General features: G+C 70.5%; 20 protein-coding genes and 3 pseudogenes. 7 read left to right on the top strand and 16 right to left on the bottom strand.

The features are described from left to right. Nucleotides 1-80 precede the first annotated feature (80 nt). Nucleotides 81-767: an SDR family NAD(P)-dependent oxidoreductase gene (locus OG552_RS30885; protein ID WP_329138498.1), complete on the bottom strand. Its 687-nt coding sequence runs from the start codon at nucleotides 765-767 to the stop codon at nucleotides 81-83. A 109-nt stretch (nucleotides 768-876) separates the two neighbouring features. Continuing rightward, the gene (locus OG552_RS30880) at nucleotides 877-1,134 is read right to left on the bottom strand and encodes an ester cyclase (protein WP_329138495.1); all 258 of its coding nucleotides are present in this window, start codon (nucleotides 1,132-1,134) and stop codon (nucleotides 877-879) included. Between the two features lie 157 nt (nucleotides 1,135-1,291). Between OG552_RS30880 and OG552_RS30875 the strand changes: the two genes are divergently transcribed. Further along, nucleotides 1,292-1,564: a GlsB/YeaQ/YmgE family stress response membrane protein gene (locus OG552_RS30875; RefSeq protein WP_329138494.1), complete on the top strand. Its 273-nt coding sequence runs from the start codon at nucleotides 1,292-1,294 to the stop codon at nucleotides 1,562-1,564. A 74-nt stretch (nucleotides 1,565-1,638) separates the two neighbouring features. Here OG552_RS30875 and OG552_RS30870 read toward each other — a convergent pair whose 3' ends face one another. From OG552_RS30870 to OG552_RS30855, 4 genes are all read right to left on the bottom strand, one after another. After that, on the bottom strand, nucleotides 1,639-3,921 hold the full coding sequence (locus OG552_RS30870; RefSeq protein ID WP_329138492.1) for a catalase: 2,283 nt from the start codon (nucleotides 3,919-3,921) through the stop codon (nucleotides 1,639-1,641). 326 nt (nucleotides 3,922-4,247) lie between these two features. Further along, complete coding sequence (locus OG552_RS30865; RefSeq protein WP_329138490.1) at nucleotides 4,248-4,415, bottom strand: DUF5670 family protein; 168 nt, start codon at nucleotides 4,413-4,415, stop codon at nucleotides 4,248-4,250. Between the two features lie 183 nt (nucleotides 4,416-4,598). After that, nucleotides 4,599-6,824, bottom strand: a complete 2,226-nt coding sequence (gene tkt / locus OG552_RS30860; RefSeq protein WP_329138488.1) for a transketolase — start codon at nucleotides 6,822-6,824, stop codon at nucleotides 4,599-4,601. A 35-nt stretch (nucleotides 6,825-6,859) separates the two neighbouring features. Next, nucleotides 6,860-6,997 carry a hypothetical protein gene (locus OG552_RS30855; RefSeq protein WP_329138486.1) on the bottom strand — a complete coding sequence of 46 codons (138 nt, stop codon included), beginning with the start codon at nucleotides 6,995-6,997 and terminating at the stop codon, nucleotides 6,860-6,862. A 506-nt stretch (nucleotides 6,998-7,503) separates the two neighbouring features. Between OG552_RS30855 and OG552_RS30850 the strand changes: the two genes are divergently transcribed. Beyond that, entirely contained in the window at nucleotides 7,504-7,635 is a 132-nt protein-coding gene (locus tag OG552_RS30850) for a hypothetical protein (protein WP_329138485.1), read from the top strand. Nucleotides 7,636-7,927: 292 nt separating this feature from the next. Further along, a complete protein-coding gene (locus OG552_RS30845) occupies nucleotides 7,928-8,128 on the top strand; it encodes a hypothetical protein (protein ID WP_329138483.1) in 201 nt (66 codons plus the stop codon). A gap of 118 nt (nucleotides 8,129-8,246) precedes the next feature. Here the strand turns inward: OG552_RS30845 and OG552_RS30840 are convergent, their stop codons facing one another. Further along, on the bottom strand, nucleotides 8,247-8,858 hold the full coding sequence (locus tag OG552_RS30840; RefSeq protein ID WP_329138481.1) for a TetR/AcrR family transcriptional regulator C-terminal domain-containing protein: 612 nt from the start codon (nucleotides 8,856-8,858) through the stop codon (nucleotides 8,247-8,249). 238 nt (nucleotides 8,859-9,096) lie between these two features. Here OG552_RS30840 and OG552_RS30835 point away from each other — a divergent pair, with 238 nt between their 5' ends. After that, nucleotides 9,097-10,473 (top strand): FAD-dependent monooxygenase, encoded by a 1,377-nt coding sequence (locus OG552_RS30835; protein ID WP_329138479.1) that lies wholly within the window; start codon nucleotides 9,097-9,099, stop codon nucleotides 10,471-10,473. A 30-nt stretch (nucleotides 10,474-10,503) separates the two neighbouring features. Here the strand turns inward: OG552_RS30835 and OG552_RS30830 are convergent, their stop codons facing one another. Continuing rightward, nucleotides 10,504-10,875, bottom strand: coding sequence for a hypothetical protein (locus OG552_RS30830; protein WP_329138477.1), 372 nt, complete (start codon nucleotides 10,873-10,875; stop codon nucleotides 10,504-10,506). A 126-nt stretch (nucleotides 10,876-11,001) separates the two neighbouring features. Here OG552_RS30830 and OG552_RS30825 point away from each other — a divergent pair, with 126 nt between their 5' ends. Then, entirely contained in the window at nucleotides 11,002-11,715 is a 714-nt protein-coding gene (locus OG552_RS30825) for a hypothetical protein (RefSeq protein ID WP_329141408.1), read from the top strand. Nucleotides 11,716-11,901: 186 nt separating this feature from the next. Here the strand turns inward: OG552_RS30825 and OG552_RS30820 are convergent. From OG552_RS30820 to OG552_RS30795, 7 genes and pseudogenes are all read right to left on the bottom strand, one after another. After that, nucleotides 11,902-12,054: pseudogene (locus OG552_RS30820) on the bottom strand (NF041680 family putative transposase); the annotation flags it as partial. Nucleotides 12,055-12,436: 382 nt separating this feature from the next. Next, nucleotides 12,437-12,751 carry a hypothetical protein gene (locus OG552_RS30815; protein WP_329138475.1) on the bottom strand — a complete coding sequence of 105 codons (315 nt, stop codon included), beginning with the start codon at nucleotides 12,749-12,751 and terminating at the stop codon, nucleotides 12,437-12,439. A gap of 608 nt (nucleotides 12,752-13,359) precedes the next feature. Further along, a pseudogene (locus OG552_RS30810) lies at nucleotides 13,360-13,644 on the bottom strand (thiamine pyrophosphate-binding protein); the annotation flags it as partial. Nucleotides 13,645-13,907: 263 nt separating this feature from the next. Then, nucleotides 13,908-14,201, bottom strand: coding sequence for a TetR-like C-terminal domain-containing protein (locus tag OG552_RS30805; RefSeq protein WP_329138474.1), 294 nt, complete (start codon nucleotides 14,199-14,201; stop codon nucleotides 13,908-13,910). 152 nt (nucleotides 14,202-14,353) lie between these two features. Continuing rightward, nucleotides 14,354-14,455 (bottom strand): annotated as a pseudogene (locus OG552_RS36540) (TetR family transcriptional regulator); the annotation flags it as partial. A gap of 87 nt (nucleotides 14,456-14,542) precedes the next feature. Beyond that, on the bottom strand, nucleotides 14,543-14,758 hold the full coding sequence (locus OG552_RS30800) for a hypothetical protein (protein WP_443071080.1): 216 nt from the start codon (nucleotides 14,756-14,758) through the stop codon (nucleotides 14,543-14,545). Between the two features lie 241 nt (nucleotides 14,759-14,999). Further along, on the bottom strand, nucleotides 15,000-15,599 hold the full coding sequence (locus OG552_RS30795; RefSeq protein WP_329138472.1) for a TetR/AcrR family transcriptional regulator: 600 nt from the start codon (nucleotides 15,597-15,599) through the stop codon (nucleotides 15,000-15,002). Nucleotides 15,600-15,702: 103 nt separating this feature from the next. On the opposite strand from OG552_RS30795, the gene OG552_RS30790 reads away from it, so the two are divergent. Both OG552_RS30790 and OG552_RS30785 read left to right on the top strand, forming a co-directional pair. After that, the gene (locus OG552_RS30790) at nucleotides 15,703-16,449 is read left to right on the top strand and encodes an SDR family NAD(P)-dependent oxidoreductase (RefSeq protein ID WP_329138470.1); all 747 of its coding nucleotides are present in this window, start codon (nucleotides 15,703-15,705) and stop codon (nucleotides 16,447-16,449) included. 68 nt (nucleotides 16,450-16,517) lie between these two features. Next, a complete protein-coding gene (locus OG552_RS30785) occupies nucleotides 16,518-16,889 on the top strand; it encodes a DUF6896 domain-containing protein (protein WP_329138468.1) in 372 nt (123 codons plus the stop codon). A gap of 29 nt (nucleotides 16,890-16,918) precedes the next feature. Here OG552_RS30785 and OG552_RS30780 read toward each other — a convergent pair whose 3' ends face one another. After that, complete coding sequence (locus OG552_RS30780) at nucleotides 16,919-18,298, bottom strand: MDR family MFS transporter (protein WP_329138466.1); 1,380 nt, start codon at nucleotides 18,296-18,298, stop codon at nucleotides 16,919-16,921. Between the last annotated feature and the right edge of the window lie 203 nt (nucleotides 18,299-18,501).

Raw genomic sequence — 18,501 nt, 5'->3', positions numbered from 1 at the left:
CGGGGGCAGCCTCACCGGACTGCCGCCGACCCGGACTGCCCGCGACCGAACCGTCCCCGGCCGGTCCGGAAGTGCCCCGGTCACCAGGGCAGTTCCCCGTTCTCGTCCTGGAAGGTTCCGGTCGGACCGTCCGCGGCGAGCGTGGCGAAACGCACCACGACTTCGGCGCTCTCCTGCGGCGGCCTTCCGATTCCGAATGCGGCCGTCAGGTCGGTCGCGGTGGTGCCGGGCTCGACGGCGTTGAACTTGATACCCGGCTGGGACTTGGCGTACTGGACCGTGAGCATGGTCGCCGCGGCCTTGGACGCGGAGTAGAGCGCCAGCGGCAGGCCGAACTCCGGGCGGTCCGGATTGGTCACCGCCCAGAACGACCCGGCGCTGCTCGACACGGTGACCACGGTCGGGTTCGAGGACTTCCGCAGCAGGGGAAGCGCCGCCTCCGTGACGCGCACGACTCCCACCGCATTGGTGTCGAAGACCCGCAGGGCCGTGGGACCGTCGGCGGCTGTGTCTCCCGGGATGCCCGCGTTGTTCACCAGGACGTCGAGCCGGCCCTCGGCGGCGTCGATCGTCGCCAGCGCGCCGCTCACCGATGCGTCGTCGGTCACGTCGAGCGGCACGCATCGTGCGCCGAGCGCCGCCGCGGCCTTCTCGCCTCGTTCGACGTCACGAGCGCCGACGTAGACAACGTGGCCCAACGCCAGCAGCTGTCTGGCCGTCTCGAAGCCGATGCCCTTGTTGGCCCCGGTGATCAGTGTGATGGTCATGCGGTTCCTCGCGAGGTATGCGGCCCGGGCGGGCCGGGGGTGGCGTTCGGGCTGTTCTTCGCGTCGCCGGCGCCGGTCCCGGCGGTCAGCGGGTCAGCGGGTCAGCCGGTCAACTGCCGGCGAAGTTCACCGGCGTCAGCCGCGCGGCCAGACGGTCACTGTCGAAGAGCAGTTCCTTGAGCTCCCAGTGGAGGTCCGGAACCGCGTCCACGTCCTGCTGCTGCACCGCGATGAGGTCGTCCCGGGTGGCCGGCTCACCGTTCAGGGTGGTCCGGTCGCTGATGAACTCGTCCATGCCGTCGAACGCATGGGCGTCGAGCGCCTCGATGTAGCGCAGGTAGAACGCGCGCAGATCACTGTCGGACATGAGGTGACCCTTCTGTGGGGCCCGCCCAGGGTGAAAGCCCGCCAACAACCCATGCACCTCAACGATGTTCTTGCGGACGAGGCAAGGTTTGAGTCGGCCGAGGCGGTCAAGACGCTTGAAGACAGAACTTCATGACAGGTACAGGAGGAGTCGCGCCATGGGTGTCGTCGCTTGGATCATCATCGGGCTGCTGGCCGGGCTCATCGCCAAGGCCCTCATGCCGGGCAAGGACCCGGGCGGCATCATCATCACCGCCCTGATCGGCATCGCCGGCGGCCTGCTGGGCGGCTGGCTCGGCAAGGTCATCTTCGGCGTCGACTCGATCGACGGGTTCTTCGACCTGTCCACCTGGATCGCCGCCATAGTCGGCTCCATGATCCTGCTGGCCCTCTACCGGGTCTTCACCGGCCGCACCCGAGCCCACGCCTGACCCCGGCCCCTTCCCACCTGCTGACGGCCACCGCCCGACAAGGGGCGGTGGCCGTCAGCACGCTGAGGCAGGGGTCAGACGGTCGGGGTGAAGCGGTCCCAGACGCGGTGCCGGGCCAGCAGCGTGGTGACGGTCTCCAGCGCCGCTTCCGCCGTGTCCGCGATCACCACACCCGGGGCGTCAGGGGCGATACCGGCTGCCTCCAGAGCCTCGGCCCCGTCGGCCCAGGTTCCCAGGGCCTTGCCGTGGCGGTACGCCTCGCCGAGCATGAGCAGCACCCGCGGATCGACGCCGGTGCCGACTGCGACATCGTCGTCGGCCTTGGCGTCGCGGGCCCCGTAGGCGTCGGCTCCGGGGGCGGGCGTTCCGGCGATCAGGAGTGCGTCGAACTCGGTGGACCGCGCGGTGGCGAAGGTGCGCTGGACGGTGACGGGTTCGCCGTCGGCGTCGAGGGTGCCGCCGGCTGGTGCGATCACCAAGGGGACCATCCCCGCGTCCAGGACCGCCTGCCGCACCGCTCGTACGCCGGTCAGGTCCTGGTCGCCCGCGGTGATGACACCGATGACCCGGCCGTCCAGCGGCCAGGTGCCGCCGAGCTGCGACAGGGCGGGGCTGGGCGCCGGCTCGGCCAGGGCCACGGTCGGCGCGGGCGCGGGCAGGCCCAGGCCCGCGGCGACCTGAGCGCACAGGTCCGGATCGATGTTGGCCAGTACGAGCAGGGCCCGCTCCTTGATCACCTTCTCCCAGCACTTGCTCAGCTCGAAGGTGTACGCGGCCACGATGTGTTCGCGCTCGGTCGGCGTCATGCTCACCCAGAACAGCCTCGCCTGGCTGAAGTGGTCGTCGAAGGACGCCGCCACGTCGCGGACCTTGCGGGCCGCGGGCACCTCCACCGGGACCTCGATGTACGCACCCGTGTCCGCGCCGGCCAGGAACGGGCAGCCGCCGTCGAGGGAGTTGGGGTGGTACGGCGCCACTCCGGCGTGCACGGCGCTCTGGTGCATGCCGTCGCGCAGCATGTCGTTGACGGGCGCGTGGGTGCGGTTGATGGGCAGCTGGCCGAAGTTGGGGCCGCCGAGGCGGCTGATCTGGGTGTCCAGGTACGAGAACAGCCGGCCCTGCAGCAGCGGGTCGTTGGTGACGTCGATACCGGGCACGAGATGGCCGACGTGGAAGGCGACCTGCTCGGTCTCGGCGAAGTAGTTCGACGGGTTCGCGTTCAGCGTCATCAGGCCGACCGGCTGGACCGGCGCGAGCTCCTCCGGCACGATCTTCGTCGGGTCCAGCAGGTCGATGCCCTCGAACATCTGGTCGTCGGTGTCCGGGAAGGTCTGCACACCCAGTTCCCACTGCGGGTACGCGCCCGCCTCGATCGCGTCGGCGAGATCGCGACGGTGGAAGTCGGGGTCCATGCCCGCGGTGATCTGCGCCTCCTCCCAGACCAGGGAGTGCACGCCGAGCCGCGGCTTCCAGTGGAACTTCACCAGCGTGGTGTCCCCGTCGGCGTTGACCAGCCGGAAGGTGTGGATGCCGAAGCCCTCCATCGTCCGGTAGGAACGCGGGATGCCGCGGTCGGACATGTTCCACAGCGTGTGGTGTGTCGCCTCGGTGTGCAGGGTGACGAAGTCCCAGAACGTGTCGTGCGCGCTCTGCGCCTGCGGGATCTCCCGGTCCGGATGCGGCTTCCCGGCGTGGATGACGTCCGGGAACTTGATCGCGTCCTGGATGAAGAAGACCGGGATGTTGTTGCCGACCAGGTCGAAGACGCCTTCCGAGGTGTAGAACTTCGTGGCGAAGCCCCGGGTGTCGCGGACGGTGTCGGCGGAGCCGCGCGAGCCCAGGACGGTGGAGAACCGTACGAACACCGGCGTCTCGACGTCCTTGGCCAGGAACGCGGCCTTGCTGATGCCGGCGGCGGCGCCGTAGCCCCGGAAGACACCGTGGGCCGCCGCACCGCGGGCGTGCACCACCCGCTCCGGAATGCGCTCGTGGTCGAAGTGGGTGATCTTCTCGCGCAGGTGGTGGTCCTGGAGCAGGACCGGTCCCCGCGGCCCGGCCTTCAGGGAGTGGTCGGTGTCGTACAGCCTCGCGCCCTGCGCGGTGGTGAGCCGGTCCCCGCCCTGCGCGACCTCCTTCTGCGGCACCCCGGTGGGCTGCCCGGTCGGGCTGTACGTGTCCGGCCCGCGCTGATCGTGCTTGGGCGGCAGCGGGCCGGCCGGCTCGGCCGGCTCCTCCAGCGCCGGGGGGACCGCGCCCGGCGCACCGGGGATCTCATTGCCCGGCTCGACGACCTCACGGACCTTCTCGGCCACCTTGTCGGCGGCAGACGTCACGGGGTTCTTCTTCTTGGCGCTCACAGGGTTCCGATCATTGAGAGAGGTGCGGCTCATCGCGGGAGAGGGCAAGGGACGCTGTCCGTCACGGGAACAGGCCACGAGCGGTCCGCGGGAGGCGGGTACCCGCTTCGCGGATCACAACGCCCCGCCGCACCTGAGCGGAGGCGGAAGTCACCCGGACGGTCGGTCCCCACTCGCCCGTCCGGCGGCCGGGACCGCACGCTGCCGGGGCCCTGCGCGGTCGCCGCCGGCGTCATCCCCCCGTGGGGAGGTTTCCGGGTACGACAGCGGGCGCCGCCCACCCCGCGAGGGTGGGCGGCGCCCGCCGTACAGCCTGTGTGCCGGTGCTACCAGCGGTACCAGCGGCGCCGGCCGCCGGAGTGTGTGCCGCGCAGGACAAAACCCAGCAGCCACAGAACGATTACCACGACCGCGATCCACCACAGAAGGTGGAGCGCGAAACCCGCACCGAAAAGAATCAGCGCGAGCAGAAGAACAATGAGCAGCGGTCCCATGATGTATCAGCCTCCGAGAATCCGTCTGCCCCCGAGGCAAACACTCATGCGGAATTCCGCCGGCGAGTGTCCGGGCGGTTCGGAAAGCCTTCCGATCCTCCGACGGGCCCCGGCTCAGAAAGGCGCCGGGGTGACCGCCGGAATCGCCCTGCGGAAGATTGCGATGCGAGCGGCACGGAGTTGTCAGGGCCGGTCGCCGGTGCCTCCGCCGGCCGGGGCCGAGGTCTGCTGGTGACCGCCGGGGCGCGGCGCCCGGGTGGTGTCATGGATGCTGTCGCGGGCGGCTGCGGCGACCGCTTCCGGCGTGATGCCGAATTCGGTGTACAGGCGCTGGTAGTCGGCGGAGGCCCCGTAGTGCTCCAGGCTGACGATGCGTCCGGCGTCGCCGACCACCTCGCGCCAGCCCTGTCCCACCGCGGCCTCGACGCTGACCCTGGCCCGTACGGCCGGCGGCAGGACCTGGTCCTGGTAGGCCGGGGGCTGGGCGGCGAACCACTCCCGGCAGGGCATCGACACCACACGGACCGCGAGGCCGTCGGCCGCCAGCAGGTCACGGGCGTCCAGGGCGATCTGGACCTCGGAGCCGGTCGCGATGAGGATGACGTCGGGTGCGGCGCCGCCGGCCGCGTCGGCGAGGACGTATCCGCCGCGGGACGCTTCTCGCGCGGGGGCGTACTGTCCGCCGTCGCGGTCCAGGACCGGCAGGTTCTGCCGGCTCAGGATCAGTCCTGCGGGCCGGTCGTTGTGTTCGAGGATGGTCCGCCAGCACGCGGTGGTCTCGTTCGCGTCGGCAGGGCGCACCACGTCGAGGCCGGGGATGGCGCGCAGTGCGGCGAGGTGCTCGACGGGCTGGTGGGTGGGGCCGTCCTCGCCCAGACCGATGGAGTCGTGGGTCCATACGTAGGTGGCGGGGAGCTTCATCAGCGCGGCCAGGCGTACGGCGGGACGCATGTAGTCGGAGAAGGTCAGGAAGGTGCCACCGTAGGGACGGGTCAGGCTCTGCAGGGCGATGCCGTTGAGGACCGCCCCCATGGCGTGCTCGCGGATCCCGAAGTGCAGGGTGCGCCCGTAGGGGCCGCCCTTCCAGTCCTTGGTCTGACGGTCGGACGGCAGGAAAGACGGTTCCCCGTCCATGGTCGTGTTGTTGCTGCCGGCCAGGTCGGCCGATCCGCCCCACAGCTCCGGCAGGACCGGAGCGAGCGCGCCGAGGATCTCGCCGGACGCGGCGCGGGTGGCCATGCCCTTGGGATCGGCGGGAAAGACCGGCAGGGCCCGCGTCCAGCCGTCGGGCAGTCGTTGCGCCTGAAGGCGGTCCAGCAGCTCAGCCCGCTCCGGGTGTGCCGCGCGCCAGGTCCGGAACTTCTCGTCCCACTGCGCATGGGCCGCCCGGCCGCGGTCGGCGGCCTCCCGGGTACGGGCCAGGACCTCGTCCTCGACGGTGAAGTCCTGAGCCGGATCGAAGCCCAGCAGCTCTTTCGTGGCGGCGATCTCGTCGGCGCCCAGGGCCGAGCCGTGCGCCTTGCCGGTGTTCTGCTTGGTGGGAGCGGGCCAGCCGATCAGCGTGCGCAGCATGATCAGCGAGGGACGGCCGGTCTCCTCCCTGGCGGCGCGGGTCGCGGCCAGCAGGGCGTCGACGTCTTCGACGTAGCTGCCGGTGCTCGTCCAGTCGACGGTCTGCACGTGCCAGCCGTACGCGGCGAAGCGGGCGGGGACGTCCTCGCTGAAGGAGACGTCGGTGTCGTCCTCGATCGAGATGTGGTTGGAGTCGTAGAAGACGATGAGATCGCCGAGTTCCTGATGCCCGGCCAGGGAGGCCGCCTCGGCGGTGACGCCTTCCATCAGGTCGCCGTCGGAAGCGACGACGTAGACGTGGTGGTCGAAGGGGCTGGTGCCCGGATCGGCGTCGGGGTCGAGCAGCCCGCGTTCGCGCCGGGCCGCCATCGCCATGCCGACCGCGGCGGCCAGGCCCTGGCCCAGCGGCCCCGTCGTGATCTCCACACCGCGGGTGTGCCGGTGCTCGGGGTGTCCGGGGGTGGCGGAACCCCACGTCCGCAGCGCCTGCAGATCCGTCAGTTCCAGTCCGTAGCCGGTCAGATAGAGCTGGATGTACAGCGTCAGGCTTGAGTGTCCGCAGGAGAGGACGAAGCGGTCCCGTCCCAGCCACTGGTCGTCGTTGGGGTCGTGCCGCATGACGTTCTGGAACAGCAGGTGGGCCAGCGGGGCCAGGCTCATCGCGGTACCGGGGTGACCGTTGCCGACCTTCTGTACCGCGTCGGCCGCGAGCAGCCGTACGGTGTCCACGGCCCGCACGTCGACCGCGTCCCAGCCGGCCCGTTCCGCTGTCGGCGGCGCCACGGACCTGACCGGCCGGCCCGACTGACCCGACTGACCCGATTGCTCACTTGCCACGTCACTGCTCCTTCGGAAACGGTGGGATGAAGCCGTCATGTGCGGGCGCTGGGGACCTTCAGCGGGTCACGGGGCGCATCGGGCCTGGCAGCGGTGTCGGCGGCCTTCTCGAACTCCTTGAGGAGCTGCTCGACCGTCTTGTGGTCGTCCCTGAGCAGCACGATCGCGTCCATGAGGCTCACCTCCGCGGGGTCCGGCACGTCCGCAGGTACCCGGGGCGCCTGCGCTGTGGAACGCCGACGGGTGATCGGCTTCCGCGTGCCGCCTACCCTCCGCAGGCCGGCCGACCCGCCTGAACCGCACCCTTTCATCACTTCCAGCCGCGCCCGGTCAGCGGCTCGCGGGAGGGCCGGAGCGGCCGGCCGGTGGCCGCGGCCCCCGGGCGTCCGAGGCGCGCGTCCGAGGACCGCGTGCGTCCGCAGACCGCGTGCGCAAGGGGCCGCGTGCGCAAGGGGCCGCGTGCGCGCGGCATCAGCCGTTCAGGATCGCCTTGGCGACGTCATCGGGGTGGGTGAGCATGCCCTCATGGGTGCCAGCCCCACAGGGCAACGCACCTACCTGGGCCGGCGGCGCCTGCTCGCGTGCCATCACGGCGATTACGCGGGTGCGTAGCCGGCGGTCCATCTGGTCGTTCGCGTTGCGCGGATGCCACGCCATTCCGGTGCCGGCGGCAGGCAGGGTGAGCGGGATCGGAAATGTGGTCAGCGTCAGCGCTTCGGCGGCCCGGCTGCCCGGCTGCCCGGCGGCCCGGCGGCCCGGCGGCCCGGCGGCCCGGCAGCCCAGCGCGGCCGGCCGCAGCCGCGGCGCCTGACTGGCTCCGCGGTCCGTTCTCCGGCCGCCGCGGCACTACGGTCTCGGCCACCTTCCCGAGCCGCCGCGCCCTGCCGCGCTGCCCGCTCTCAACGGCCCGTATGACCTGCCCGCACTCGTCACCGCGGGCGGGCTGGGTGCTGCGCACGCCCATCTCCGCGACGGCTTCGAGCAGTTCATGCCCAGGGCGTTCGGGACGGACAAGGACGCCCGGCCGGAACGCGAGCCCGGCCCACTTCGACCCGGCGTCCATCGCCGGGCGTATCCGCGCGGGCAGAGCGCCCGCTCTGGTCGTGCTGGACCAGAGCGCCGAGGACCACCTCGTACCGATGCGCCGGCACGAGCGGCTGACCGCCACCCTGGCCGGGGTGGCCGGGCTGCGGATCGTCCGGGGACGGCGGCTCACCGGCAACCACGCGGCCCCGTGGGAGGACGGCATCACGATCCACCGGAACCTCCTCCGCACCCTTCGGCTCCTGCGGGAAGGCCGGTGAGCGCGGGCCCGGCCGTTCCGTGTGGGCGCCGGCCCGGCCGTTCCGTGCTCAACCGGTCCCCGGCGGGCCGAGGAGTCCGGCGCCGTGGTCGCCGTGTTGCCCAGCGGGCCGGGTACGGTCAGTCGGCGGCGGTGAGTTCGTGGCGGATGCCGTTGAGGAAGAGCCGCAGACCGTAGGCGAACCGCTCCTGCGGGTCGGCGTCGAAGGCCGAGCGGGCGACGTCGTCGGCGAGTTCCGCGAAGGCTTCCATCTTCTCCGGCCATGAGCCGCCCTCGACCAGCTCGGCGCGCGCCTGTTCTTCGATGGTGTGGCCGATCACGTACTGGCTGACCGCCGCGACGGCCCACGCCGCCTGCCGGGGCGGCAGCCCCGCTTCGCGGAGCAGGGCGGCGGAGGTGTTGCCGAACAGGATGGTGTGGGGCTCGGCCGTGTACGCGCCGGCCACGACCCGGGCGCCGTCGCGGTGGAGCAGCAGCGCGTCCCGCAGCCGGCCGGCCAGGATCATGCCCCGCTCGTCCCAGGGCCCGGGTTCCAGGTGGAGGTCGGCCGACTCCAGGATGCGGTCGGCCATGGCGTCCAACAGGGCCTGCTTGCTGGGGAAATGCCGGTAGAGGGCGCCGGCACGCACCCCCAGCGCCTCCCCGAGCCTGCGCATGGTCAGCCCGTCAAGGCCCGTGTCGTCCAGGAGCGCGAGCGCGCCGTCGACCACGTTCACCTTCCGTAGCAGCATTCCGCTCGCTTCCCGCCTTCGTATGCGGCCCGGCCGGTGCCGCGCCTCGTCCGTGACTGATGCTCCGGGGGTCGGTTGACACCCGGCTGTGCCCATCCTAACGTGAACAACGTTCACGGTGAACAACGTTCACACAGGGCGCGGCGCATCCCCGTGCCGGCAGCAGACGTCCCGGCACCGCACGCCCGCGGACTGCCGTACGCGAGCCCGGTGGACGCACTGTCAGAAGGGACACACTGTGCGAGTTCTCATCACGGGAGGCGGGCCCACCGGCCTGACCCTGGCGATCGACCTCGTCCGGCGCGGCGTGGACGTACGCGTCATCGACAAGGCCGACACCTTCTTCCAGGGCTCACGCGGGGACACGATCCAGCCCCGCACCATGGAAGTCCTGGACGACCTGGGGGTGGTGGACGCCGTGCTCGACGCGGGCTCCCTGCCCCCCGCCTTCCGCGTCCACCTCGATGGCCGCGCGGTCGGCGAACGCCGGATGACCGAACTGCGGGAGCCGCGGCCCGACCGCCCGTACCCCAACCCCTGGACGCTCGGCCAGTCGCAGCTCGAAGGCATACTCCGCACCCGGCTCGCCGAGCTCGGGGCACGGGTGGAACGGGGGACGGAACTGGTCGGCCTGGAGCAGGACGAGCACGCGGTGACCGCGTACTTCGGTACGGGCGGGACCGAGCGGTTCGACTACCTGGTCGGGGCCGACGGCGGCGCCAGCACCGTGCGCAAGGCGATCAGGGTCGCCTTCCCCGGCACCACCGACGAGGACTTCCGGGTCGTGATCGGCGACGTGTACGCCCCGGGCCTCGACCCGGCTGTCGGCCACTGGTTCGCCGGCGCCGCCGTCCCCATGACCGGGGTGGCGATGACCCCGCTGCCCGGCACCGGCATGTTCCAGCTCAACACCGTGGTCGGCAGGGACGACGACGCCTCCCTGGCCACCATGCAGGCCGCCCTGGACGGCTTCTCCGCCGGGGTGCGCCTGACCGGTTGCCACTGGTCCACGGTGTGGCGCCCGAACGTCAGGCTCGCCGAACAGTTCCGGGACCGGCGCGTCTTCCTGGCCGGTGACGCCGCGCACGTCCATCCGCCGACCGGCGGCCAGGGGATGAACACCGGCATCCAGGACGCCTACAACCTCGGCTGGAAGCTGGCGGCACAGACCTCGCTGGACAGTTACGAGACCGAGCGCAGGGCGGTGGCGGCCGCCGTCCTCAAGACGAGTGACGATCTGCTGCGGCGGTACGCGGCCGGCCACGCCGAGGCCCACCAGCGCGGCGAGGAGCACTTCGGCTTCCACATCACCTACCGCACCCAGGCCGCCTCTGGGACCCTGACCACCGGCGACCGCGCCCCTGACGCGCCGGTCCAGGACCCCAGCGGCAAACCGATCCGCCTGTTCGACCTCTTCCGCGGCCCGCACGCGACCCGGCTCGTCTTCGGCGCGCCCGCACCGGACACCGACCACTCCTACGCCGTCCTGCGCCCCGGCGACGACCCGGCCGACTGCCCGCGGTACGTGGTCGACACCGAAGGACACGCTTTCGCGGCGTACGCGGCGTCGGCCGACGACCACGTCCTCGTCCGCCCCGACGGCTACCTCGCCTGAAAGTCGCCACCGCCCGACCCGGCGGCCGGCTTACTGGGAAACGGCGCCGGGCCGGACCGGCGCGGAATGGGTGCCCCACTGGGGGTAGTCGGCGTTCTCGCCCTTGATCTTGGCCTCGATCACCTCGACCCCGGCGGCAGCGTCGGTGCGGTCGTAGGTGACGATGTCGGGCCGCTCGCCGCCGGGCAGGGACATCTCCCACTGCACATCGGGACTGATCAGCCGCTGACTCGGGCTCTCCAGGTGGTCGCTGAGGTACTTGACGGCCCGGGCCTGGCCGATCGCCTCGACGTCGGCCTCGCAGGTCCTGCGGGTGTACGTCTGCGCGGGCGCGGGGCCTGCAGGTAACCCGGGACCGTCTGCGGGTAGCGGCGGGTCTTGTACAGGACGCCGTTGATGCACCGCGGCGGTTCCTGGCGGGCCCCCGCGGCCCAGCTCGTATCGTTCGTGCCTGTCGCGGCATACGGTTCCCGACGGCAACGCGAAGGGCAGGCGCGCGGTGGGGGGTTCGGGGCCGATGGATCAGCCGTGGGAGCTGTCGGCGGACCGGTTGCGGACGCGGCGCGTCGAACGGGCCGGGCTGCTGCTGCTCGCGGCCCCGGCGCGGACGGCGAGGACGTGTACGCCGCCTTCTCCCCGGACGGCCGGGCGCTTGCCGTCCTGTCGGCCGCCGAAGTCCGGGCGCCCGACGACGAGATCGTGGCGGACCGGCTGATCGTCGGCGTCATCGACCTCGCCACCGGCGACCGGCGGCGCCTGTGGTCGGGTCCGGGCCTGGCGCCCGCGGAACGAACGATCAGCTGGTCCCCGGACGGCCGCTTCCTGGTCGCCGCCCACGCCGACCTGGACGAGCAGCCCGCCGTCACCGTCCTCGACGCGGCCGACGGGCACGTGGTCAACGAGTTCGCGGAGCGGGACATCCTCGCCTGCCCCCAGGGGGCCTGGTTCAGCGACCGGGAGCTGGTCATGTTCCCCGAGTACGTCGACTACGACGCGACCCCGCTGCTGCCGACCCTGGTGGTCGACGTCGTCACCGGGGAGGTCCGCCGCCTCGACGGGGCCGGGGACCTCCCCTACGGCTGCTGGGGCGTGGCCGACGGGCGGATGATCGGGTCCTTCTCCCCCCACACCGTAGGCACGGCGGCATTCGACGGGAGCTATGCGCGCGTTCTGCTTACTTTTCCGCAGTCGGCCCAGGTCCGGGTCATCGACATCGCCCCGGGGGCGGCGCCCCCGCGGTGACCGCGTGCCGTCGGTGAGGGGGCCCATGGCTCGGTGGCCCGACGCCGGAGCTGTCGCCGGACGCCGACGAGAACTGCACCCTCGCAGCGGCCCGACTCCGCGCAGGAGGGACACCGAGAGCGACCCGGATCCGACCGGCCGTCCGGACGCGACCGCCGAACCGTAGAAGTGAGCCGCATCCAGTTCGTCCACGGCCGGCACGACCCCGCCGTCGGCGGCCTTCGGCAGCGGCAGACAGGCCGGCGTGCGGCGCAGCCTGACCGGCTCCAACCAGCCCCGGTCCAGCGCGGCACACAAGGCACCGTGCCCGCGCCGGTGCTCGACGACCAGCGACAGCTCGCGGCCGTTCTCTCGTGCTTCGTTACTCGACATCTCGAAGCGCGGAGAACCGCCGTGTCAGCTGTACCCTGAAGAACCGCAGATCAGCAGGTCGGGCAACCCCCGACGCCAAACGCCGAGCTGAGGTCTCGCCGCGAATGCCATTGAGCGCCGGCCGATCGTCGCCAATCTGTTGCAAGCTCAGGCGGGATCGCCCTCGGACACAAGCTGTTTCACAGCACGCTGTCAAATCACCACCGTACCGGCCAGGGTGTCGAACGAACTCTGGTGGTAGGGCCGCTCCTTGAGCAAGTCTCCGAGACGGACCAGGACGACGCAAACGTTCACCACAGTACGTGCCCCGCCTCCACGCTTGTTCACGCCGAAGGGATGGACCGGGCATTCATGGTTCCAGGTCAATAGCCCCTTGCTTGGCCGCCAGAACGGCAGTGAAATAGCGCCCGTCTTCGTCGTCCTCATTTTCGGGAACAACCGATCGCGAAAGCACAATTCCAAGCCGCGGAGCTACCACCCTAAAACAAAATTCGTCCATACGAAGAACGTCGAGCCCGGAAAGGAATCGAATTACCTCCTCAGCTGGAGTCCCAAGAAGGTCAACCTCTTGAAGGCGAAGGACGAAGCCATCCGGCGTACCGGATCCTGACACTTGAACTGCCTGCACAATCGAATCGCGATCAAACCGAACCTTAACGCTCATGCGAAAGGAGTAGTGTGCGGTTCCACGAGGGCGACTCTGGTAGGCCGCCGGCTCCCTTAGTCCATCAATGGATCTAAACACTTGCTCCAGATCTGGTTCTGCGATCCCTAGCACAAACGGCCCCACCCGCTCACCGGGGATAATTTCAAGATCAATCAAGAGAACGCGCCCTTTGCCAATAGTTCCAGGTTCATGAATCGGATGACTCGACGGTCGATGCCACATTGCCGCAGTGCGTGAGCCGAACGCGACCGTGTGGCCGGCGGCCACCGACTGCTTTCGGAGCCGAGAAACCCCAGAGCTTCCCTCCATCGGGGCACTGACCTCGCTGGTCGATTGCGCAGGCGGGCCGCACCACCGTGTCGACTGGCGCACTCGCAGGGCCGCCCATAATCTGAAGCGAGGACGCCTCGACGCAGCGGATTGGTGGACCACCATGAAGTGCCTGGACTGTACCCTCGCGAATCCCATCGGGACGACCACTCTTGTTCCTCCGGACGCCGTTGCGGCATGCGCGCACTGCGGCGCCGGCGTTTGCGGACACCACGCTCACATCACCCCGGACGCCGTCGCCGGAGCATCGGCAAGTGCGCCCAAAGCCCGTCGGGTCACGTGCGACGTGTGCAACCCGGCTGAGACCGCGGCGGCCACAAGTACGTAGCTTTTCGTGCAACCGCGCCCGGTCGGCCGACCGCTTGCAGGCGGGTGGACGCGGGCCTGCCCGTCATCCGTGCGTAGCCGTCCGCGGCGCCGGTGGCCACCCCCTCGGACGAACCCAGCACCGGCCGGATGCCGGATGCCTGGTCCAGTGCGCTGACGAAATGCACTCTCGACGTGCCCGGATTGGCGTAGCACACCCCGACGCCCGAGGCCGTCAGGGTCCAGGCGGTGCTCTCGGCGCCGTTATGACAGGAACGTCGTCAGCGCTCTGAGCAAGGGAAGTGGTCTGCTAAGCGATTGCGGCGGCGTCCGTAGGCCGATCCGCAGAGTCGACGGGGAGCCCTGCCCTGCGTCAGCCGCGTCCGCGCCTGGCGCCGAGGCAGGCCCCCGCTTCATCAGCTCGAACTCGTCCGGCCGTTCCGTCCCCTCCTCAAGGCGGCCCACGCCCAGGCCGGGACACGCCCCAACGCGCAGTCTCCCTCCGCCGGTCACCGGCTCACAACTCGCCCCCCGGCGGTGTGCGGAGCAGGTGCGCCAGGTCAGCCACGAGGTGGGACAAGGTGCGCTCATCGTCCAGCCAGGGAACCGAGAGCAGGTTGGCTCGCAGGCCGGCGTATCCGTGCAGGGCCGACCAGACCACGAGAGCGTCGGCGAACGGATCGGTGCTGTCGGACAGGCCGGCTTCGACGCACGCCTTGATGCCGTCGACCAGATTGTGAATCCCCTGCTCAAAGGGTTTCGGCGTGCGCAGCCCTGGCTCGGGGTTGGGTCCGAGGGCAGTGGTGAACAAGAGAGCGTGTACAGCTGCGGTGATTCGGTCGCGTAGGCGAGGTAGGCGCGGCAGCCCGCGATGAGCGCTTCGACCGGGTCCGGCTCCTTGGCCATGGCCTGGTTGGTGCTGTCCGCCATCTCGGTGAAGGCCCGGTCGGCGAGGGCGTCGAGGATCTCGTCGCGGTCCGCGAAGTGGCTGTGGATCGACGTGGTGGCGATGCCTACGTCACGGGCGACGGCGCGCAGTGTGATCGCTTCAGGCCCGCCGGCCACCAGCAGATGTGCGACCGGTTCGGACTGCGTGAGGAGGACAACACGGATGTCCCGTCACCGGTCACGGTCTAGGGTGTTCCGCTCGGATCATCGGGCGGACCGGACGAAGATGCCCGCGAAGTGGAGTCCGGCGAGGTGGACGGTCGCGGTCCTGTCGTAGCGGGTGGCGATGCCGCGCCACTTCTCCAGCTTTTTGATACGGCGTCCGACGGTGTTGCTCTGTTCGTACGCCTCGTCGGGCCAGGACCACACCGGGCCGGGTACGTAGCCGTCCCGGGAGTGAACACGCAGGCGGGCCGTCACCGCTGGGAAGGCCGGGCGTCACCGGCCTTCCCAGCGTTCAGGACGAGGCGGTGGTTCCCGCCGGCCGCGAGGTGGATCTCCGCCGCGGCCCAGGCGGTCGGCAGTCCCGCACCCTCCGTAGCCAATCCCAGCATCCGGATCACCAACGCTCCGTACAGCCTGGTCCACCCCGGGCCCAAGGTTGGAAAGGGCTCAAGTGCGCAGAGGGCCCAATGAAAACGGTCCGTTCGCGCCTGGCGGTTCAGTCGCCTGTGTGGTCCGGAAGGAGTTGAGCCGCGAGTGATCGTGCAGTCGCGGTGAGTGTGGCCGCGTCCAACCCGGTCCGGCTCATGAACACGAGCCCTTGTTGCGCGGCCAGGAGGGCCCGCGCCAGTGCGATCGGATCCGTTCCGGCCGGCAGGTCGCCCTCACGTTGGGCGCGGGCGACGCAGTCGCCGATCAGCGCGGTGGACGTCTCGTAGGTGCGGTGCGCGTGCGCGAGGACTTCCGGATCGGCGTTGCCGAGTTCGCAGGTGCTGTTGGCCATCAGGCAGCCACGCCGCGCGCCGGCGCCGGTCGCGTCGTCGATCGGTGCCTCAAGGAGCATGCGCAGTGCGTCCAGGGCCCGCGGGGCCTCGGCCAGGGCTTCCCGGAGATAGCCATGGCTGTCGTCGGTGTAGCTGTGCAGCGCCCGGAGGAAAAGCTGACGTTTGTCGCCGAACGCCGCGTACAGGCTGCCTTTGCCCAGCCCGGTGACCCTCATCAGGTCTTCCAGCGAGGTCGCGGCGTAACCGGCGTCCCAGAACTGATCCCGGACGGCGTTCAGCACCTGCTTCTCGTCGAACGATCGCGGACGTGCCATGCCGACAGAATACGGATTCTTGACCGCGCGGTCCACCATCCCTATGGTGGACCGCGCGGTCAAGAACTCCGTGGCACGTTGCACCCAGAGAAGTGGAAAGCACATGGGAAAGCTCGACAACAAGGTGGCGATCGTGACCGGGGGGTCGCGTGGGATCGGAGCAGCGTCGGCGCTGGCGCTGGCTGACGAAGGAGCCGACGTCGCGATCAGCTACTCGTCCTCGGCCGATCAGGCCAAGGCCGTGGTCGCCGCCCTGGAGGCAAAGGGCGTGCGCGCGGCGGCCTTCCAGGCAGACCAGTCGGACGCGGCACAGGCAGCCGGCCTGATCCACCGCGTGGTCCAGCAGCTGGGAAAGCTGGACATCCTGGTCAACAACGCGGGCGTCACCGTCGCCGGCCCGATCGACAGCCCGCTCGCCGACGAGTCCGCCTTCGACCGCCAGCTCGCCATCAACTACACCAGCGTGGTGGCGGCGATCCGGGCGGCGTTCCCGCTGCTGCCCGATGGCGGGCGAATCATCAGTATCAGTTCGGGCGTGGGAACCCGGGTGGGCTTCCCCGGGATGACCGACTACGCCGGCGCCAAGTCGGCCCTTGAGGGCTACAGCCGGGGCGCGGCCCGCGATCTGGCCCACCGGGGCATCACGGTCAACATCATCCAGTCCGGATTCGTCGACACCGAGATGAACCCCGCCGACGGCCCGGCCGCACCCGCGTTCCTTCCGACAACGGCGATGGGGCGGTACGGCAGGCCGGAGGAGATCGCCGCAGGCGTCGCCTTCCTCGCCAGTCCGCAGGCCTCCTACGTCACCGGCGCGGTACTGAGGATCGACGGCGGATACGGCGCATAGCCCAACCACCCAAGCGGCCCCGTGGAACAATCGCCGTTGTGGGACGAGTTGGGGCTGCACGAGACCTCGTGCTCGCTTACGTCCACGCTCTGAACGCGATTGACGAGGCCGTGCGGGCGGCGATCCCCTCGCTGGAGCGACTGGCAGATGTCCTCGGCCTGGTCCGTTCGCGCCGGATCAGCCGGAGTGGTCACATCGGCCCCTACACCTGCACGGTTCATGGGGCAGGGTGCCGCTTCGTGAGCGACGACGGCACTGAGGTCGATGTGGACTTCGCAGCCGACGAGAGCGAAGTTTTCGACCTCTGGCGCCTGCGCCGGTACGGGCTGAGCCTGCCGGAGCCCCTTGACGTCACGGATCAGGACCTGCGGTCCGCAGTGCGGTCCCTTCACCCGCTTTTGGACGAGGTGCGGCCGGGGTGGTTCAGCGTAAACAACTGACGCGAGTGTGTCCTTGCCCCGCGGTCGGTTCACTTCCTCGGCCACCCATCCACCGGCGGAGGTACGGGGACGGTGGCGGCGATCGTGATCGCGAGCACCCACAGGAACGTGGTCCCGAATCCGCCCGCCTGCCCGGCGGGCGTGGGGTGGTGGCGGAGCTGGTCGTCGAGGATGACGGTCAGCACGGCGGCGCCGATCGCGCCGCCAACGCGTTGGAGGACGTTGAGTTGCGGGGTGGCGTCGGGGATCTTGTCCGGCGGCAGGGCACGGTACGCGGCGGTCATCACCGGGATGATCGACAGCCCGAACCCGACGCCCCGGATGACCATGACGACGCACAGCACGGTATAGGGAGTGGTGGCGGTCAGGAACACGAAGGGGACGGTCGAGACCGCCAGGACGGCGGCGCCCGTGAAGGCGGTGATCCCGGCGCCGTAGCGGTCGGTGAACGGCGCCGCGAGCAGTGCGCCGAGCCCGGTCGGTGCGAGCAGCAGCCCGGCGAGGATCACGTCCTCGCCGCGGACGGTCTGGAAGTACAGCGGCATGAGGATCATCCCGCCGAAATTCGCGGCGCCGAGAGCGAACGTGGCGACCGACGCGGCGGTGAACGTCCGGCCGGCGTACAGCCTGAGGTCGAGCAGCGGCCGCTTCGCCCGCAGGGCGTGGACGACGAAGCCGACCAGGGCGGCCAGTCCGACCGGGAGGGCGACGGCGGCAGCCGTGTCCAGCCCAGCAGCGGCGCTGAGCTCCGCCAGGCCGTACGTGATGCCCACGATCCCGGCGGAGGCCAGGATCAGGCCGGCCACGTCCAGCCGTCCCGCATCGCCTCCCTTCGGAAGGGGCAGGAGCCGCAGAGCGAGCACGACACCGGCGACGCCGAACGGGACATTGAGCCAGAAGACTACCCGCCAGTCGATGCCTTGGATGAGCAGACCGCCGATGGCGGGTCCGAGCGTCGGGGCGAGCACGATCGGCACCGCGATCAGGCTCATCACCCGCCCCATCTGCGCCTTGGTGGACTGCGCGGTCCAGATCATCGTGCCGACCGGCATGATCGCCCCGCCGCCGACGCCTTGCAGCGCCCGGGAGGCGATCAGCATCCCCACGCTCTGCGAGCACGCGCACAGCACCGACCCGACGGTGAACAGCACCAGCGCGGCGACATACAGCCGGGCGGCGCCGAACCGGCGGGCCGCCCAGCCGGTCACGGGGATGACCGCCGCGAGCGCGAGGAGGTAGGCGGTCACCACCCACTGCACCGCGTCCAGTCCGGCGTGCAGGTCGACCGAGAGGGTGTGCAGGGCCACGTTGACGATGGTCGAGTCCAGAAACGACAGAGACGCGCCGATCATCACCACCCCCACCGATCGGCGCAGGGCGGGCGAGAACGGCTCGGTGGAGACGGTCATGCCCGCACCGTCCTCGCCGCGCACACCACATCGTGCCCGGCCACCGCTTCTGCCGGTCCGTACCGCTTCACCAGGCCCTCGGCCTGGCTCATCACGTCGTGCATCAGCCACCCACTCCTCAACTCGGTGATGCCCAAGTTAGGCTGGCTGCTGTGCACGCAGAGGCCAATCGATACCCCAAACCGGCCAACCTGGCGGGGTGG

The organism is Streptomyces sp. NBC_01476 (assembly GCF_036227265.1).
Classification (GTDB): Bacteria; Actinomycetota; Actinomycetes; order Streptomycetales; family Streptomycetaceae; genus Actinacidiphila.
The sequence above is the reverse complement of the archived record's forward strand: the minus strand, read 5'-3'. Positions and strand labels throughout refer to the sequence as shown.

Coding starts and splice junctions, on each gene's coding strand:
- OG552_RS30885 (WP_329138498.1), bottom strand. CDS start 767: ATGACCATCACACTGATCACCGGGGCCAACAAGGGCATCGGCTTCGAG.
- OG552_RS30880 (WP_329138495.1), bottom strand. CDS start 1,134: ATGTCCGACAGTGATCTGCGCGCGTTCTACCTGCGCTACATCGAGGCG.
- OG552_RS30875 (WP_329138494.1), top strand. CDS start 1,292: ATGGGTGTCGTCGCTTGGATCATCATCGGGCTGCTGGCCGGGCTCATC.
- OG552_RS30865 (WP_329138490.1), bottom strand. CDS start 4,415: ATGGGACCGCTGCTCATTGTTCTTCTGCTCGCGCTGATTCTTTTCGGT.
- OG552_RS30855 (WP_329138486.1), bottom strand. CDS start 6,997: ATGGACGCGATCGTGCTGCTCAGGGACGACCACAAGACGGTCGAGCAG.
- OG552_RS30840 (WP_329138481.1), bottom strand. CDS start 8,858: ATGCTGCTACGGAAGGTGAACGTGGTCGACGGCGCGCTCGCGCTCCTG.
- OG552_RS30815 (WP_329138475.1), bottom strand. CDS start 12,751: ATGAGCGTTAAGGTTCGGTTTGATCGCGATTCGATTGTGCAGGCAGTT.
- OG552_RS30795 (WP_329138472.1), bottom strand. CDS start 15,599: ATGGCACGTCCGCGATCGTTCGACGAGAAGCAGGTGCTGAACGCCGTC.
- OG552_RS30790 (WP_329138470.1), top strand. CDS start 15,703: ATGGGAAAGCTCGACAACAAGGTGGCGATCGTGACCGGGGGGTCGCGT.
- OG552_RS30780 (WP_329138466.1), bottom strand. CDS start 18,298: ATGACCGTCTCCACCGAGCCGTTCTCGCCCGCCCTGCGCCGATCGGTG.